This is a genomic window from Methanobrevibacter curvatus, assembly GCF_001639295.1.
In the GTDB taxonomy this organism is placed as follows: Archaea; Methanobacteriota; Methanobacteria; order Methanobacteriales; family Methanobacteriaceae; genus Methanoflexus; species Methanoflexus curvatus.
In genome coordinates this window covers 1-19150 of the sequence record NZ_LWMV01000179.1, presented here as the reverse complement: position 1 = coordinate 19150, position 19150 = coordinate 1, and the positions used below count along the sequence as shown (strand labels likewise).

Sequence of the window (19150 nt, the reverse complement as noted above, 5' to 3'; positions counted from 1 at the left end):
TTTTTTGTTTTTTTTTTTTTTTTTTTTTTTTTTTTTTTTTTTTTTTTTTTTTTTGAAAAATTGTGTGCTATTTTAAGCATTATTTATCTAGTAATTCTTGAAACTATGTAGCTAATAGGGGTTTATTTTTTGTATAAATTCCTCTACCTTTTAGTTTTAGTCTTTTTGTGGTGTATTAAGTTTGCTATTCTAGTAATTGTCTTTCTTAAATACATGAGTGTTCTTTTTTTTATATTTTTTTTAACATTTTTTTTTAAAATATTAAATAATATGAAAAGACTATTATTAAATAATGAACAAATGTTTTTGAATATAATCATATTTTAAAAAATTTTGTTAGCTTTTAGCTATTTAGTTGCTTGGTGATACTTTGGATTTAGGAGATCATAAATCATTTTGGTTAGACTTTGATGGGAGAAATTACGATAAACTAAAAGGTAGTTTTAATGTTGATGTTGTTATAGTTGGTGGTGGAATAGCTGGAATTTCAATCGGAACTTTTTTAAAAATGGAGGGGTTTAAAGTTGCTGTTGTAGAATCTAAAAAGATAGGTCAGTATATTACAGGAACAAGCTCTGCAAAAATAAGTTATGGCTCAAATTTAATCTATTCTTATTTACTAAATAAATTTGGATTCGACTTCACCTTGAAATTTAAACAAGCATACTTTGATGGGTTTAATAAGATAAAGGATACAATTGAGATTCTTAATATTGATTGTGATTATAAAATTGTTCCTTTTTATTTATTTTCAATGGAAAATGATGAAAATAATCTTAAACTCATTGAAAAAGAATTAGATGCATTAAAAAAATTAAATATTCCTGCAAAATTAACTAAAGACATTCCTCAACCATACAATAAAGCAAATTTGGCTTTAGTCTATGATAATCAGGCAGAATTCCACCCATTAAAGTATATTCATGGACTTGCAAATTACATAGGTGGAAATGGTTCATATATATTTGAAAACAGCCATGTGAATATGATTGTGGATAATGGAGATGTAATTTTACCTAATAACAAGGATAATTTGAATAATGGCTTAAATTTTGATAAAAACAATAAATCCTGTAAAAACAATAAATCCAACAACAATAATAATAATAATAATAATAATAATAATAATAATAATAGTACAAAAGTTGTAAAAACCAAAAATGGGGAGATAAATGCTAAATATGTTGTAATAGCTACAAATACTCCAATCTATGATCCTGATAGATTATATGAACATTTTATTCAAAATAAATCCCATATTCTTAGTTTTATTCCAAAAAAGCCAATGTTAAACACCATGTTTGTATCTTCAAGCCCTTTTTCTACTTTAAGATACAATCCATCAAAAAAAGGACAAATGGCTATTTTACTTTCCCAACATCATCCAATTCAAGCAAGTAAAAGTCAATGGGATTATTACAGGCAAGTTAAAGAAATAGCTGAAAATTTAATGGAAGTCAAATCTTTTGAAAATTATTGGACTGGTGGAGATAATTTAACTGAAGATAGAATTCCATTTATTGGAGAAACTTCTCGAAAAGGGTTTTATGTTGCATCAGGATTTAATAGCTGGGGAATGAATACAGGAACAATATCAGGGATTGTTATAACGAACTTAATTTCAAATAAAGATGATAATTACTCTGAAATATTTTCTCCACAAAGGTTTAAAAAATCAGATTATGAAAAAAATATTAAATTAAAGAATACAAAATTAAAAAGCACTGAGCAAGTTAACCATGACTTAAATGATAGAAATGAAATTATAGCAGACAATATTGAAGTATGGGATAACTTAGAGGAAAATATTTTAAATTTGGAAAATGAGACAGAAAAATTAATTATTTTTGAAAATAAAATCTTAGCCATTTATAAAGATGAAAACTCAAAAGTATTTATCCTTGATGGTAGATGTACTCATCAATCATGTCATTTATATTGGAATGATGCTGAAAAAATATGGGAATGTCCTTGTCATGGATCTATTTTTTCCTATAAAGGAGAAGTCCTTAAAGCTCCAGCCATTTTTAATTTAAATCAACATTATTTGGATTAATTTTTTATAAAAAATTATATAAATAATTAAAACATATTTTTAATAAGATTATTTAAATTTAATTTATTTATCATATTTAATTTATTTATTAATTCTTAGTTTATTTTATTAACTTTTAATTTAATTATTAATATTTTACATTTAATTATTAATTTTTAATTTAATTATTAATTTTTTTATTCTATTTTTATTATTATGTTTATTTTATTTTTTTTTATTTTATATTAAATTTTTAAGAAGGTAAATCATGAAAATTTTTAAAAAAAGAGGAGAAATGACTCATTTTCAAATACTTGGTGAAATTTCTAAACAAGAACCTCATCTTCGTCAAAAAAATATTGCTGAGAGACTAGGGATAACTGTTCAAGCAGTTTCTGAAAATATTAAATTTTTGATTGACAATGATTATATATCCTCGCAAGATGGAAGATCACCTTATAAAATTACTCAAAAAGGATTAGTAAAAGTAAAAAAAGATGCATTAAGTTTAAAAAAGTATGCTGACGATGTATTGAATATAATGAATTATTATAAATCTGTATGGCCTGCAATATCTAAAGATAAATTTAAAAAGGGAGATAAAGTTGGTTTAGTCCTTGAAGATGGTGTTTTGTATGCTACAAAAGAAAAACAGAGTGCAATGGCTGTTGTATTATCTGATTCAAATATAAATGATGATGTTGCTTTAAGTTCACTTAATGGAACCGTTGATTTAGAATTAGGTCAGGTTGTCATAGTTTCTCTTCCAAACATTCAACAAGGTGGGTCTAAAATGGCTGATTTGGATTTAATTAAAGAAATTTACAACACAGGTTTAAATAAATGGGGAATAGATAAGAAATTTGATAAAGTTGGAATTATGGGGACAATTTCAAGGGCTGTTGCATTAAAACTTAATATTCCAATTGATATTCAATTTGCAACTGCTAGTTCAGCAGTTTCCGCTTCTAAAAAAGGATTAAATGTCTTTGTTTTGGCTGTTGGAAATATGACTAAAGGAATAACAAAAGAATTAGAACATGAAAATATTAAGTACAACATAGTTGATGCCCATATGTAATACTCTCTATTTATTTCTTTATTTTATAAAAACTCTAGCTCAAAGGCTATTATGGGATATTCAATACCAAAATTAACTATAACTTCTGGTGAAAGTTCTCCAAACACTCCTTTAAGTTTAGTATTTTTAGTCTCACCAATAAAATCAGCTACTCTTCCAGGGATAAAACTTTCATTTTCAGATGGATATATAGTCATTTTATAACCTAAATTAGACAAAATATTGGCTATTGTAGATTTCATTTCTGTAAAATTTGCTGTTGAATGACAAATGGCTCCTGCAAGTTTTTTAACCAATTTAGTTTTTGTTTCTTTATCCTCATCTAAGTATAAAATGTCTCCAATTTCAAAAATTTTTTGAGGTAAATCTTCATGTTTGTTATCTTCTAAAAATTCAATTATTCCATTGATTAAACTGGTTTTAATCATAGTTCTATCAATGGTTATTTGTTTTTCGACTTGAACATGTTCTTTTTCTTGCTTGTTCATTTTTTGATAGTGGTTTTCCTCACTAGTTAACATTAGACTCATTATTTCTTGAAAACCAAGTCCTACCATTATTTCTCTAATTATTTTGTCGTTTTTAAACCAAGAGTGTTCATTGGCTATTGTAGCTATTTCAGGGAGTTTTGATTCAATTTTGTTGATACAATATTGAATAGCTATATTTTCAACTAAATCTACTTCATGTAAAATGTCTACTCTATAAGAAGGGATTGTAACAAGAATTTCATTGTCATTTAATATTTTAGCATCCATTCTTGCTTTTAAAAGAAGTTTTTCAGCTTCTTTCACATCAATATTAATTCCAATTAACTCATTTGTAGTATCAATGTGAAGAATTTTTTCACTTGCCTTTAAATTAGGGCTTGTAATAGTTTTGTCTGGATAAACAATTTCTAAACTTTCTATTTTGCCACCAACCTCAGCAAATGATGAACATATTATATTCAATGTTTGATTAACTGCTATTTCATCTGTTCCAGTCACATCTACTAAAATATTTTTTGTATCTTCTGAAAGCTTTGTTAACTCTCCATTTATAATTGGAGGCATAGATAAAACTTGATTTTCACTGTCTAATATGAGTGGAAACTTATTAAAATCTTTAATGAGCTTCGCATACTTAGTTCCTTTTTCATGTTCACTTAGAATTTCTAATGGAGTCATTTTAACTTTATGTTCCAGTGGGACAAAGCTATTATCTTCTTTTTCAGTTCCAATATAGGAGTAAGGTCCAGTAATTACATCTAAATTATGTATTCCTATTGCTACTTTTTTTCTGTCTCTTCCAATAACCCAATGAAGATTTTCTTGAAAATCCATTATTTGTTTTAGTTTATCTCCAGTAAAATTAACATTTTTAATTAAAGCAAAGGCAATGTAAGGTCGTATTTTAAGTATGTCCTTATCTACTATAACTTTTTCACCAGATTCAACTAGGTTATAATGAGGAAAACCAGTTTCTTGTGACAAAAATCCTTTCAAACTTCGAGAAAGCCCTGGAAGAGATAATTGATCTGGTCTATTTGGAAAGAACTCGATTTTTATTTCTTCATCATTGTAATCTTCAATATCGCTTCCCAGCATAGGGATAATATCAATTAATCTTTCTTTTTCAATTGAAATTCCAAATTCATCTAAATCTTCATATTTAAAACTAATAACAGGCATTTTATTCCTCAATCTTTGATGAAATTAAATTTATAACTCAATAAATTTACAATTTTAATAATATATAATATCTATAATTTTAATAATCTGTAATATCTATAATTTTATTAGTTTACAATTCTATAACTCTATAACTTTTTAAATATATTTTAATATTTTTATAAACCAAAAATAGCCATGAAAACTAATGATTCAATTACAAAATGAAGTGCTCTATGTTCTATATGACTCATATTTTCTCCATAAACTGAATGAGCTAAATCTATTATAAAATGGGTTAATCCTCCAATAACTCCAATTAAAGGATTTAAAAAAACAATTGTTAATATGAAAAAGTGGAAAACTGCTTCAATTCCTTCATGGACTAGCCATCCTTGTAGTGTTGTTGATACATAGCTATTTATGATTCCTGCAAAAACAATGTAAAAACCATTTAATAGATTCCACATTAAAAAACTATGTAGTTCATCACTAATGGCTAAAACAACAGCTATTAAAAACCATAATGCTTCCATTTATTCACCTGTAACTTAAATTACTAGTTTTAATATATTTATTTTACAATTAGCTTAATAATATCTTTAGATAATAACATTTTTGCATAATAATATTCATAATAGTATTTTTTATTAATAATTGTATATAATTAAAAAAATTTATAAATATTAAAAAACATAAAGTAATAATGATTAAAATATATAATAATTGATTTAACTATTATATTTAATTATTTATTTAATTATTGCTATTTTTTAAGATTTTATAATACATTATATATATCTTTTATTAAATAAATAGTTTTTCCTAATTTGCAGATTAAATTTTTATTAATTATTTTTTATTAATTATTTTTTTTATTGATTTCTATTACTTTTTTATTTTTTATTAATTTTTCTACTAGTTACTAATACCTTATTACTAATTATATTAATTAAATTATATTTGGAGTAAAAATGATGACAAAAAAAGAGATTCCAAAAGAATATGACCATAAAAAAGAAGTCATTTGGCAAAAAAAATGGCAAGATAAAAATACTCATAAGTTTATTGGAGATGGGACAAGACCTCGTTATGTTATAGATACTCCACCTCCATATCCTACTGGTTCAATTCATATGGGTCATGTATTAAATTGGAGTTATATTGATATGGTTGCAAGATATAAACGTCTTAGAGGTTATGATGTATTATTTCCTCAAGGTTGGGATTGTCATGGACTTCCTACTGAAGTTAAAGTCGAAGAAACCCATAACATTAAAAAGAATGATGTTTCAAGACTTGAATTTAGAGACATGTGTGTTGATTTGACTAAAACAAACATTAAACTTATGAAAAATCAAATGAAGACAATGGGATTTTCTCAAGATTGGAGCATGGAATATATTACAATGACTCCAGAGTACATGAAAAGAACTCAATATTCTTTTTTAAAGATGTATGAAGAAGGTTTAATTTATCAAGGAATTCATCCAGTTAACTGGTGTCCACGTTGTGAAACAGCTATTGCCTTTGCTGAGGTTGAATATAACTCAAATAAAACTTATCTTAACTATGTAAAATTTAGAGCATTGGCAGAAACCGATGATGGATACGGTGTTGTTAAAACAGATAAGGATGATAAAAACTCTTCAAACATGGAAGGAGGAGTATTAATAGCTACAACTCGTCCAGAATTAATGTCTGCTTGTGTTGGAGTTGTTGTTAATCCTAAAGATGAAAGATATTCAGATATTTTAGGAAAAAAAGTTGAAGTTCCATTATCTGGTCAAGCTGTTGAAGTAATTGCTGATGAAGAAGTAGATCCTAATTTTGGTACAGGTGCAGTTATGGTTTGTACATTTGGTGATAAAACAGATGTAACTTGGGTAAATAAACACAATTTAGATATTATTGAACCAATTGATCCTCAAGGAAAAATGACTAAAAGTGCAGGAAGATATGAAGGAATGGATTTAAAAGAATGTAAACTCCAAACAATTGATGATTTAAAATCAGAGGGTTGTTTAATCAAGCAAGAAGAAGTCGATCAAAATGTAGGTCAATGTTGGAGATGTAAAACTCCTATTGAGATTTTAGTTAAAAAGCAATGGTTTGTTGCAGTTAACAAATTAGTAGATGATATTAAAGAAGCTAGTAGTGACATTAAATGGAACCCAAAACACATGGAAAGTAGGCTTTTAAATTGGGTAGATTCTATGGAATGGGATTGGTGTATTTCAAGACAAAGAATTTTTGCAACACCTATTCCTGTTTGGTACTGTAAAGAATGTGGAAAGGTTCATGTTGCACAACTACATGAGATACCAATTGATCCGACTCAAAAATCTCCTACAATAATTGATTCAAAGAAACAAGAAAAACCATATATTTGTGAATGTGGAAGTAGTAATTTTAGAGGTGAAGAAGATGTTTTAGATACATGGATGGATAGTTCAATTTCTCCACTTTCAATTGCTGGTTGGCCAAAAGAAGATTATTCTGAAAAATTCCCTGCAGATTTACGCCCTCAAGGTCATGATATTATTAGAACTTGGGCGTTTTATACAATACTTCGAACTAAAGCTTTAACTGGTCTTAAACCTTTTGAAGAAATTGAAATAAATGGTATGGTTTTTGGAGAAGACGGATATAAAATGAGTAAGTCCAGAGGAAATGTAATAGCTCCTGATGATGTTATCATTAAATATGGTGCAGATGCTTTAAGAATTTGGGCATCTAATAGTGTTCCTGGTTCTGATGTACCATTTGATTGGAATGATATTAAGTATGGATATAAATTTTTAAGAAAATTCTGGAATGCATTTAGATTTATCAGTATTCATATTTTTAATGATAAAAATGATAGTGAGAAAAAAACAGATGATGAAATTAATAGAACTGTTTTCAATGATTTTAATTTAAAAAATTCTGGCAACTTAACTGAAATTTTAAATAACCATCTTCAGCCATTGGACAAATGGATCATATCTAAGTTGAACAATATTGTTAATCTTGCAAGCGAAAGTTTTGAAAGTTACAATTTTGCAACAGTTATTAACTCCACTCAAAGCTTTGTTTGGCATGATTTCTGTGATGATTATATTGAAGCAGTTAAATACAGACTTTATAGTAAAGAAACAGATGAAAAAGCTATTAATTCTAAATATGCTGCTAAATATACTTTAAAAACTATTATAGAAACTGTTTTAAAATTATTAAATCCAATTACTCCTCATTTTGCAGATGAAGTCTATAGCTATTTTTCAAATGAGACATTATATTGGGCTTTAGATAAAACTTTAGATAATAAAATAGAATCAATTGAAAATACTGATTGGCCTAAGGTCAACAATGACCTAATTGATCTAAAAGCTGAAGAAGAGGGATTTAAAGCAGTAAATTTAATAGCTGAAATAAGAAGATTTAAATCAAATTCTAAATTACCATTAAATACTCCATTAAGTGAAGTTAATATATACTTCAAAAATGAACAGCTATTTAAATCATTAGAAAAATTTAAAGATGATATTAAAGGAACTTTAAAAATAAATAATTTGAATTTTAAAACTGGAAAGCTTGAGATTATAGAAAAGGTAGTTGAAATTACTCCTGCAATGGATAAAATAGGTCCAGAATTTAAAGGAGAAGCTGGAAAGATTTTAAAATATCTTAATTCAATTTCAATTGAAAAAATAGATAATATTCTTAGTAATAATGGTAAAATAGATATTGAAGGCAATATAATTACAAATGAGCACTTGAATATGAAAAAAGAAGTAGTAGGATCTTCAGGCAAAAAAGTAGAAATTTTAAATCCTGAGAATTCTGATTTATTAATCGAAATTTACAGGTAAAAATCTAATATAATTTTGAGTTTTTTTTTATATGATTATTTTTATTCATTTTTATTTTATTTTTCTATTTTTTTTCTTTTTTTATTTTTCTTTTTATTTTTTTTAAATTCTTTTTTTATTTACTTTCATTACCTAATGACTTAATTTTGGATATGAAAGTTGAAATTTTATTATTGTACTCTGCAATATTACCTAAATCATTTCTTTTTAATGTTAATGATTCAACAGAAGTAGTTCCAACTAACTTTTCTATTTCGTTGATTGTTTTTTCAATACCACTTGATCCAGTAGTTATGATAATTGAAAGTTTTTTAATTTTTTCTTTTTTATGATTTAAATATGTTAAAACAGGAGTAGCCATTGTAGAAGCCCAAACAGGTGTTCCAATTATAGTTAAATCATAATCAGAAGGATTTTTACTTGGAGTTTCTATTTCAGTTTCTTTTCCTCGTACAGCATCAATTCCTGATTTTAAATAATTTAAAGTTCCATTTCGATTTTTTTTATCTTTAATTATCTCTATATCACAATCTATTTCTTTTGAAATTTTATTTATAACATTTGCAGTTACATTTGTTCTTGAGTAATATGCTATTAAGATTTTCATATTTTACCACCAATTATTTATTGCTAAATTTTAAAATTAAATCAATTATCTATGTTTTATATTATATTATATTATATTTAGTGTATTAAATGTTTTTTAAATTTTTTAATTTTTGAAATGTTTTTTAATTTTTTTTCAAGTTTTTTGTTAATAAGATATAAATACTTTGAATTACAAAAATTTATAATAATATTCTTAATTGAGGAATTTTTATGAATAAAGAAAGATTAGGTCAAATGTCTGTTATTTTAGTTGTTGCTCTTATAGCATTTGGAGTTAGTAATGTTGCAGCAGTTATTACTGGAGATTTTTCATTTTTACTTCCTATTCCAGAAGATAGTGAATTAGAAAATTCAAACAACATTACAAGTATTTTTGATTTGCCTGATTCCACAGAAACAACTAAGAAAAAAACAAGCAATTCAAGTTCAACTTCATCGGGTACATATAAAAATTCTTCGAGTTCACAAAATTCTAAAAATCCATCTTCTGATAATAGTAATCAAAATAATCCAAGTACCGGTGATGAAAAAACTGATTCAAAACCATCCACAGTGGATTCATCTACTTAATTTATTTTTTAGAGTTATTATTCTTATTTTTTTTATTTTTTTTTAACTTTTACTCTTTTTTAGTATTTTTCATGAGTTATTATTATAATTTTTAATATTCTTTTTTATTTTTTTTATTATAGTAGTATTATCTCATTTTTTTGCTATGTTTCTTATATGTCCAATAGTTTTTCTATGTCAAATAAGACCGAATTTACTCCTAAATTTAATAGTTGTTTACCGTAGACTTCATCGACATAAACACCTTCATTTTCTATTTTTTTTGCTGATTCTTCGATTCCAGGGTCTTTTTGTCTTGCTTTTTTGAATTTATGCAACCCAACTTCTCCATATTCTTCTAAATTTGTTTGATTTTTAATTTCGCTTTCGTCTATAATTCCCAAAACTTTTCCCATAGAAAGTTCTCCAGAACCACCATGTGGTCCTTCAGCAGATATAATATGGTTGTTTAAAATGATAAAAGTGTCTGTTTCGTCTTCTATTTTTTCTAAATGCCTTGAAAGCTCTAAATTTCCACCATGACCATTAATAATTACTATTTTTTCTATATAAAGATATTTTACTGCTAATTTTATAGTATTTATAATATAATCAACTAACTCTTCTAAACTGTTATGGATGCCATGGTTTATTTCAGCTATTTCATAAGCAGGGTAAATAACACCTAAAAACTTAGCTCCACTTTGTAAAGCAGATTCTAACGCAATATAGCTGGATATTTTAGCATCTGTGTCTATAGGTAATGCTGGGCCGTGATTTTCTAAGTGTGAGCCTAAAGCTATCACTCCAATCTTATGAACATTTGGGTTTTTAATGTTTCCACTGTTATATTGTAATTTCATTAAATCACTTATTTTCATTTAAATTTTATTCTCTACTAAATTCTATTTGATTAAAACAGAAAACAATATATTATATCTTTAAATCCCAAATTTCGTCCCCAATGTAGTGAATAGTTTTAATAGCTTTTCCTTTATCATTTTTTACCATTTCATCACCACTTATTAAAGCTACTCCTATAGCTAATGGTTTTTCATATTTTTCATCAACTATTAAAACAATATCTTCTTTATTTACATCATCTGAACTGTCAACAATTCCTGGACTCATAACATCAGCACCATTAGCCATAAATTTAACAGCACCCATATCAACTACAACTTTTTTAATATCAAATTGGTTAGCTATTACTGATTTTAATGTAGGGTAAGGTTTTCCATCTACAATTATTATTGAAGGTTTTCCATTCACTAAAATAAATGGAATTGGATCTGACTCTAACATTTCAATTTTGCCATTGTCTAAAATGGGGGATGCATATTCCCCTAAGTCTTTTTTTAATTCTTTAACTTTCTTCTTTTTAAGAAAATATCTTTTTCGAACTTTCATTTTATCATTTTATTTTTTATTTATTTTATTTTTTTACTTTATATTTTTTAAATACCTTAGACATTTTAATAGTTAAGTTTAAATATAAAATTGAATATAAATATTTTATGTTAAAGTTATAAATTAGATTTAGTTTAATTAGGATTGTAATTTAATAATAATTTAATAATAATTTAATAATAATATTAATAAATTATAATTAACACTATTATAAACTTAATTATATTTAACTTTAATAATTAATTTTCTATTAATTTAGATTTTTAATCAAAATTAATTATCTTTAATTGATATTAAAATTTTTATATTAGTATTATTAATGATACAATCTATTTAATTAAAATATTTTTAGGTGTTTTTTTTATGAGAAATCAAGGAAATGTTCAAAGACCATTAGATGCATTAGGAAAAGCAATTAATTCTCCAGTTTTAATAAAACTTAAAGGAGAAAGAGAGTTTCGTGGATTATTAAAAAGTTTTGATTTACATTTAAATCTTGTTCTTAATGATGCAGAAGAGTTACAAAATGGTGAAGTGGTTCGTAAATTAGGAACTGTCCTTATTCGTGGGGACAATATAGTTTATATATCACCTTAATATATTTATTTAATTCTAATATAAAGTTCTAATTTCAATTAAAAAGTCATAATCAAATTAGGGGAGGATATCAATGAAAGGGACACCTTCAATGGGTAAAAAGAATAAAAAGACCCATATTAGATGTAGAAGATGTGGAAGAAATACTTACCATGTCCGTAAAAAAGTTTGTGCTTCTTGTGGATTTGGCAAATCAAAAAGAGTCAGAAGATACAATTGGCAAAACAAAAAATATAATGGATTAAGATTAAAATAATTGGTTCTTATTAATTATTTTTTTATTAATTTCTTATATTCAATTATTCTTCATTAACTTATTTGTTTACTAATTCTTTTTTTATTTTTAATAATTATTTTTTAATAATTTACCCTTTTAATAATTCTTTTTTTATTTAATTTTAACTTTTTTTTTTTTTATATGATTTAATGTTTATCTGGGATTTACATTCTTCATTATTATTCTGGGTTACTTATCTATTTTTTTATATAATTTCAATTTTTTGTTCAGTTTTTCATTTATGGATTACTAAACAAATAAATAATTATAAATAACTCTTTTAATATAATTATAAGTAAAAGATATTTATTTAATTTATTTAATTTTTGTTAGCTATTTGCTTGTTTTAATTTTATAAAGCAATTCTATATTTATTTTTAAATGGTGATTAATTGAATAATTCTGATAAAACTGAAAAATCAAATGATTTTAAATCTAATCCTGAATCAAATTTTAAATTTGAAAGAAATTTAATTGATTTAAGGATAATTGCAGGTAGTCCAGCTAAAGCAGAGTTTTTATATAAATCTATAAATGCTCATGAATTAAAAGAAGATTATTCAATTGTTATTTCATCTATTATTCCTACAAATAACTTAAAAATTGCTGTTAATGCTTCAAAAGGTGCAGATATTCTTTTAATAGCTAATGATTTAGATTTTAATAATTTAAATAATGAGCCAGATAATAATATTGATAGTAACAATAACCTTAATAATAGCAATAGTAGTAATAGCAATAATAGTAATAATAATAATAATAATAATAATAATAATAATAATGTTAGCAAAATAGATCAAATTAAAAATAAATTAAAGTCTGAAGTTTCATATATTTCTAGTTTTAATATTCCTAAAAACATTATTAGTGCAGATTTAAAAGAGGTTAATAGGGAATTGATAAATTCAATTGTTTCTGTAGGTCTTTCTTCAATTTATCAAAATATCGATAAAAATGAACTAAATGAAGAAATTAAATTATTAAATGATAAACACGAAGAATCTGTTAAAGAAAAAGAGAAATTAAATCTTGAAACTAAATTTATTAAAGATGAATTGGAATTAAGTCTAAATGAAAATGAAGCATTAAAAGATGAAGTAAGCTATTTAAAGAAGAATTTAAAGGCAATTCAAGAGGATTTGTCTCAATTTAAATATAGATACTCTAACTTACATGATAAAAACATTTTAGAAATATTTTCACTTTCAGAGATTTGGATGGAAATATTTAATGAAAATGTTTTAGATATGAATATGATTGTTATTGCTACAAATAAATTTAAACCTGAGAATATTATTATTGGTCAAGGATTTATTGGAGCTATTTCTAAAGATGAAGCTATTGAATGGCTTAAAATTCTGCGAACTGCTCTTCTTTTTATTGATAACAATGACGATATTTTTAATACCCATCAAAATTACAAAAAGTCATGGGATAATATGAATATTAATCAAACAGATTCTCATTTAAATCATGGATTAAACCCTAACCCTAAATTGAACTCTAAATTAAACTCTCAAACAAATAATCAACACAATAATCATTTTTCATTAGATAAAAATGAAAAACACTCACAACCTCCTTATTTAAATGAAAAAAACAATTTTTATAAAAATCTGGACTTTGATGAATATTTTTCAGATGATTTTGACAATGTTGATTTTAATCATAGTACGAACTCTAACTCTAATGATATCAACCAAAATCAAGAAAATATTAATCAAAATGATTACTTAGATTTTAATAGACATAATAATAATAGTAATAATAATTCTGAAAGAATTGATGAGGATAATATTTTTGAATTATTTAATGAAGATAAAAAAGATTTTAAAAAAAGAAAAAAGCATAATGAAGATCAAAACGATGATTTGGATGATTTTCCAATTGATTTTGATAGGTTTTTTAAATAAAAGTTTTAAAATATTTTTTTAATTTTTTTGTTCACCTATGTTTTTTTCTATTAATTCACCTATGTTTTTTTCTATAAAATTATATATTAGAAAAAATAAAATAATATTATATTTTTTTTATCAAAATTTTCAATTTAATTTTTAATCAAATGATATTGTTTACTTTTTAAATATTTTTTTCATTTTTTTATTTTTATAAGATATATTAAAATTGTATTTTCATAATCTTTATAAAAAATATACATGACTATTTTAATTGGAGAGAATATATTGAAGGATAAATGTGGTATTGTAGGTATCCATAGTAAAAATAAAGATTTTAATGCTGCTTCATCTATTTATTATGGTTTGTATGCTTTACAGCATAGAGGTCAAGAATCAGCAGGAATTGTAACTTTTGATGGCGATTTACATCAACATCATGGTATGGGTCTTTTAACTGATGCATTCAAAGGATTTGATATTTCAACACTTTCTGGTGAAAGTGGCATTGGCCATGTAAGATATTCTACAACTGGTGATTCTGAATTGAAAAATTCACAACCATTTGTAACAGACTTTGATCAAGGATTTTTATCAATAGCTCATAATGGGGATATTATAAACTCAAATGAAATAAGGCATGACTTAATTAGAGAAGGATTTAAATTTTATTCTACTACTGATTCTGAAGTTTTGTGTAATCTAATTAAAAAAGAGTACAATAAAACTAAAAACTTAATTCAGACTATTGAAAATGTTTCAGATGTTTTAAGAGGGTCTTACACTATTGTAATATTAATCAACAATGAACTTTTTGCAATAAGAGATCCTGCAGGTTTAAAGCCATTAGCAATAGCTAAAAAAGATGATTATTATATGATAGCATCTGAATCTGTTGCATTTGATGTTGTTGGTGCCAAATTCATTAGAGATGTTTTACCTGGAGAGATAGTTTACTTTGAAAATCATGAAATTAAATTTGAATTTATGAGTATTTCAAAAACTACTTCAAAATCCCATTGTGTTTTTGAATATGTTTACTTTGCAAGACCTGATAGTGTTATAGATGGTAGAGATGTTTATCAGACTAGATTAAATATTGGAAAAAACATGTTTAAAGAACACAAAATTGCAGATGTTGATGTTGTAATGCCAGTGCCTGATTCATCTATCCCTGTAGCTATTGGATATTCTAGAGCCTCTGGAGTACCATATGGTGAAGGATTAATTAAAAATCGTTATATTGGTCGTACATTCATCATGCCTACGCAAGAAGAAAGAGAGTTAGCCGTTAAATTAAAAGTTAATCCTATTAAATCAGAGCTTGAGGGTAAAAAAATAGTTTTAGTTGATGACAGTATTGTTAGAGGAACAACATCAGCAGGTATGATTCAAATTTTAAGAGAAGCCAATGTGAAGGAAATTCATATGTTAATTGGCTCTCCACCGATAATTTCACCCTGTTACTATGGTGTTTCAATGGCTTCAAAGAAAGAATTAATTGTTGCTAACTATACTATTGAAGAAATAAGAGAAAAAATTGATGTTGACTATTTGGGCTATCTTTCTATAGAATCATTGGTGGATGCAATTGGAATCCCTAAAAAAGATCTGTGTCTTGGTTGTATGAATGAAGAGTATCCTACAGATGTTCCAAAAAACAGAAATATTGAAACTTACTACAAATTTTAATACTAACATTTTAAAATAGCTATTGTTTCTAATTTTTTTACTTTTTTTTATTTATTAGTTAGATTTTTTAAGTCAGTAGTTACATTTTTTTTTAATGCATTAGTTTATATTTTCTTAATTTGTTGATTACAAATTTTTTTTTAATGCATTAGTTTATATTTTCTTAATTTATTGGTTACATTTTTTCAATTTATTAGTTAGATTTTTTAATTATGTTTTTTTAATTTTTTTATAATATGATATTCGATTTTTTTTTTTAAATGCTTTAATTTATATTTAAATCTTTAAATGATATTATGGTTGAATTATTATCTCCTGCAGGGAATTTTTCAAGTTTAAGTGCTGCTTTAAATAATGGTGCAGATTCAGTTTATATTGGTCTAAATAAATGGAGTATGCGAGCAAATACAAAGAATTTTACATTAGATGAAATTAAAGAAGCCATTAAACTGGCCCATGATTATTCTGCATCAATTTATTTGACCTCAAATACAATTTTAAAAGACAAGGATATTTTAAAATTAGAGTCTATAATTCCAATTTTAGCCAATATGGAGCTTGATGCACTAATAATTTCAGATTTAGGAATTATAAGCTCTGCTAAGGATAATAATTTAGATATTCATCTAAGTATTCAAGAAAACATATCTAATAGCTCTTCTTTGAAAATTTTAAAAGAATTAGGGGTTAAAAGAGCAGTTCTTTCTCGTGAATTGAACCTTGAAGATATTAAGTGTATTTGTGAAAAATCACCAATTGAAACAGAAATTTTTATTCATGGAGCAATGTGTATGGCTGTGTCAGGCAGATGTTTTTTAAGTTCACAGTTCTATGGGAAAAGTGCTAACTGTGGTGAATGTTTACAACCTTGCAGATTTAAATGGAGTTTAAATTTAGAGGATAATTTTAATTTAAGAAATAATGATTTGAATAGAAATAATAATAATAATAATAATTTGAATAATAATGGTAATAATAGTAATAATAATTGTAATGCTAATAATAATAATAATAATAATAATAATAATAATAATAATAATAATAATAATAATAATAATAATAATTTTAATGAATATAAAATAAAAAATAAGATAATACTTTCAGAATCTGAAGATAGTACTTACTCTTCTCACTTTTTTTCTCCTAATGATTTAGCAATGATTGAACATATTCCAGAATTAATGGAAACTGGTGTGTGTGCATTTAAAATTGAAGGAAGAGCTAGATCTCCAGATTATGTTGCAACAGTAACTGAAGTTTACAGAGAAGCGATAGATCTATACTCTTCTGATTCTAAAAACTATAAATTTAACCCTATTTGGGTTAATAAATTAAAAAAAGTTTTTAATAGGGGATTTGACACAGGATTTTACTTTGAAAAACCTTATAAACAGTCACAACAGAATCAATCTAAGTTTATAAAGAAAGATATAGGAAAAGTAGAAAATTATTTCAATAACATCCATGTTGGTGAGTTTAAATTGTGGGACGAACTGCAAATTGGTGATGAAATTTTAATCCAAGGAAAAACTACAGGTTCTATCAATCATGTAATTAAATCAATGGAAATAAACCATAAATCAGTTAATTTTGCTGAAAAAGGAGAGAATGTGGCAATAGCCATTGATAAAAAAATTAGAAAAAATGATAATTTATATAAGTTAATTAAAAGAGAATAATTAATATTTGTATGATGAGTTTTAACTGAGGGGAATACAATGAATCAAAGTAACAAAAAGACTAAAAAAATAGCTATTTATGGAAAAGGAGGAATAGGGAAGTCTACAACTGTAAGTAATATTGCTACAGCTTATTCTAATTTGAACAAAGATGTAATGGTAATTGGATGCGATCCTAAGGCAGATACAACAAGAACTCTTATGGGTAGAAGACTTCCAACAATTTTAAATACAATTAAAGAGAAAAAAAGCCCTCAATTAAATGACATTATTTTTAAGGGATTTAACAATGTTTTATGTGTTGAAAGTGGAGGACCTGAGCCAGGTGTAGGCTGTGCTGGTCGAGGAATTATTGTTGCAATGAATCTACTTGAAAAAATTCATGGAATATCAGATAATTTAGATTTAATATTGTATGATGTCTTAGGTGATGTTGTATGTGGGGGATTTGCTGTTCCATTGAGAGAAGAATATGCTGATGAGGTTTATATAGTTTCTTCTGGTGAATACATGTCTCTTTATGCGGCTAACAACATTTCAAAAGGAGTTAAAAAATTAAAAGGAAAATTAGCTGGAATAATTTTAAATTCAAAAGGAATATCAAATGAAGCAAAAATCGTGAATGATTTTGCAAAAAAATTATCTACTACTCTTGTAGGTGTTATTCCACGGAATGAATTAGTTCAAAAAAGTGAGATTGAAGCAAAAACGGTTGTTGAAAAATTTCCGCAATCAAATCAAGCAAAATCTTATGAAAATTTAATTATTGACATGATAAACAACAAAAATTTGTCAACACCATCTCCATTTGATGATGATGAGTTTGAAGAATTCTTTTTAAATTATTCAAAGGAATGAAAATTTTAAAAATAGATAAATAAGAAAAGTTATTTATAAAAATATTAATAAACAATAGTATTTAATTAAAATAATATTTGTTTAATAGGGTACTTAATTCATGATAATAGTAATAACAATAAGTAATAATAATAATAAATTAATAATAAATTAATAATTTAGTTAAGATTGTTTTTTTGAGACTTTTTAACTAAACTCCATAAAGCATTAGAAACATTATCTGGAATAGCATCAACATTTTCTTTTCTAACAACCTCAGATATTGTATTCGATAAAACAAATATGGCCTGTTTATGTTCTGCTTTCGTTTTATGAATATGATGGGGAGAAATATTTAGAGATATATATTTTTTACAAGAAAATTCAATATCTTGGTTATTTTCAAGGTACTTTAAAACATAAACTAAAAATTGGTGTATTTGAATCATTTCGTCTTTATACATTTATAAAAGCCTCAAATTTAATTTTTATTAAACAATTGTACGATTTATAAATAGATCAAAATCTAATATTTTTTTTAAATAAATTATTTAGTACTAAATTTATTAATATTTTGTTTTGATGATTTTTTTACATGATTTTTTTAAAAATGAAATTTTAAAGTCTACTTTAAAAAATTAAAATAATTATTATTATTGTTTTTTTTAATATTTAATACTTTCTTTATATTAATATTATTCATATGTATCTATTCTTTTTTAGGTCATTTTTAGGTATAAAAAAAGTATTATGTGATTTAATTTTTATTAAAAACATAAATTTTCATTTAAATATGATATATATTTATTAAATAATTTAATAAATAAAATAAAGAGTTATAATCCTGAAAAAAGCATAAATTAATTTTTATATAAGTTTATTTGCTGAATAAAATGAAACTATTATTTGTCTTTACTTGTCTTTGATAAAAATAACTCTAAATATAATATGTTCTTTCAAATATTTAATTATATCTATTCTTT

Annotated in this window: 16 protein-coding genes; 10 read left to right on the top strand and 6 right to left on the bottom strand. The window is 24.8% G+C overall.

Annotated features, from left to right (window positions below):
* Window positions 1-370: 370 nt before the first annotated feature.
* The gene (locus tag MBCUR_RS06315; protein ID WP_067091708.1) at window positions 371-2056 is read left to right on the top strand and encodes an FAD-dependent oxidoreductase; all 1686 of its coding nucleotides are present in this window, start codon (window positions 371-373) and stop codon (window positions 2054-2056) included.
* 247 nt (window positions 2057-2303) lie between these two features.
* The gene (locus tag MBCUR_RS06310; protein WP_067091705.1) at window positions 2304-3116 is read left to right on the top strand and encodes a DUF7839 domain-containing protein; all 813 of its coding nucleotides are present in this window, start codon (window positions 2304-2306) and stop codon (window positions 3114-3116) included.
* A 23-nt stretch (window positions 3117-3139) separates the two neighbouring features.
* Here the strand turns inward: MBCUR_RS06310 and pheT are convergent, their stop codons facing one another.
* Both pheT and MBCUR_RS06300 read right to left on the bottom strand, forming a co-directional pair.
* The gene (gene pheT, locus MBCUR_RS06305; RefSeq protein WP_067091703.1) at window positions 3140-4789 is read right to left on the bottom strand and encodes a phenylalanine--tRNA ligase subunit beta; all 1650 of its coding nucleotides are present in this window, start codon (window positions 4787-4789) and stop codon (window positions 3140-3142) included.
* 158 nt (window positions 4790-4947) lie between these two features.
* Entirely contained in the window at window positions 4948-5304 is a 357-nt protein-coding gene (locus tag MBCUR_RS06300) for a hypothetical protein (RefSeq protein ID WP_067091700.1), read from the bottom strand.
* 441 nt (window positions 5305-5745) lie between these two features.
* Between MBCUR_RS06300 and MBCUR_RS06295 the strand changes: the two genes are divergently transcribed.
* Window positions 5746-8622, top strand: a complete 2877-nt coding sequence (locus tag MBCUR_RS06295) for a valine--tRNA ligase (RefSeq protein WP_067091711.1) — start codon at window positions 5746-5748, stop codon at window positions 8620-8622.
* A 115-nt stretch (window positions 8623-8737) separates the two neighbouring features.
* Here MBCUR_RS06295 and MBCUR_RS06290 read toward each other — a convergent pair whose 3' ends face one another.
* Window positions 8738-9229 carry a flavodoxin family protein gene (locus MBCUR_RS06290; protein WP_067091698.1) on the bottom strand — a complete coding sequence of 164 codons (492 nt, stop codon included), beginning with the start codon at window positions 9227-9229 and terminating at the stop codon, window positions 8738-8740.
* Between the two features lie 212 nt (window positions 9230-9441).
* Between MBCUR_RS06290 and MBCUR_RS06285 the strand changes: the two genes are divergently transcribed.
* Complete coding sequence (locus tag MBCUR_RS06285) at window positions 9442-9801, top strand: hypothetical protein (protein WP_067091695.1); 360 nt, start codon at window positions 9442-9444, stop codon at window positions 9799-9801.
* 152 nt (window positions 9802-9953) lie between these two features.
* Here MBCUR_RS06285 and arfB read toward each other — a convergent pair whose 3' ends face one another.
* Window positions 9954-10643, bottom strand: a complete 690-nt coding sequence (arfB, locus tag MBCUR_RS06280) for a 2-amino-5-formylamino-6-ribosylaminopyrimidin-4(3H)-one 5'-monophosphate deformylase (RefSeq protein ID WP_394329082.1) — start codon at window positions 10641-10643, stop codon at window positions 9954-9956.
* Window positions 10644-10713: 70 nt separating this feature from the next.
* Window positions 10714-11190, bottom strand: coding sequence for a DUF1947 domain-containing protein (locus tag MBCUR_RS06275; protein ID WP_067091690.1), 477 nt, complete (start codon window positions 11188-11190; stop codon window positions 10714-10716).
* A 363-nt stretch (window positions 11191-11553) separates the two neighbouring features.
* Here MBCUR_RS06275 and MBCUR_RS06270 point away from each other — a divergent pair, with 363 nt between their 5' ends.
* The 6 genes from MBCUR_RS06270 to cfbC all read left to right on the top strand — a co-directional run bounded on the left by MBCUR_RS06270 (window position 11554) and on the right by cfbC (window position 18188).
* Window positions 11554-11787: an LSm family protein gene (locus MBCUR_RS06270; RefSeq protein WP_067091687.1), complete on the top strand. Its 234-nt coding sequence runs from the start codon at window positions 11554-11556 to the stop codon at window positions 11785-11787.
* A gap of 73 nt (window positions 11788-11860) precedes the next feature.
* Complete coding sequence (locus MBCUR_RS06265) at window positions 11861-12043, top strand: 50S ribosomal protein L37e (protein ID WP_067091684.1); 183 nt, start codon at window positions 11861-11863, stop codon at window positions 12041-12043.
* 413 nt (window positions 12044-12456) lie between these two features.
* A complete protein-coding gene (locus MBCUR_RS06260) occupies window positions 12457-13977 on the top strand; it encodes a hypothetical protein (protein WP_067091682.1) in 1521 nt (506 codons plus the stop codon).
* Window positions 13978-14220: 243 nt separating this feature from the next.
* Entirely contained in the window at window positions 14221-15651 is a 1431-nt protein-coding gene (purF, locus tag MBCUR_RS06255; RefSeq protein ID WP_211265133.1) for an amidophosphoribosyltransferase, read from the top strand.
* Between the two features lie 296 nt (window positions 15652-15947).
* Window positions 15948-17330: a U32 family peptidase gene (locus tag MBCUR_RS06250; RefSeq protein ID WP_067091676.1), complete on the top strand. Its 1383-nt coding sequence runs from the start codon at window positions 15948-15950 to the stop codon at window positions 17328-17330.
* A 39-nt stretch (window positions 17331-17369) separates the two neighbouring features.
* Complete coding sequence (cfbC, locus tag MBCUR_RS06245; RefSeq protein ID WP_067091675.1) at window positions 17370-18188, top strand: Ni-sirohydrochlorin a,c-diamide reductive cyclase ATP-dependent reductase subunit; 819 nt, start codon at window positions 17370-17372, stop codon at window positions 18186-18188.
* Between the two features lie 158 nt (window positions 18189-18346).
* Here cfbC and MBCUR_RS06240 read toward each other — a convergent pair whose 3' ends face one another.
* Window positions 18347-18631: a UPF0058 family protein gene (locus MBCUR_RS06240; protein ID WP_067091671.1), complete on the bottom strand. Its 285-nt coding sequence runs from the start codon at window positions 18629-18631 to the stop codon at window positions 18347-18349.
* Window positions 18632-19150: the final 519 nt, after the last annotated feature.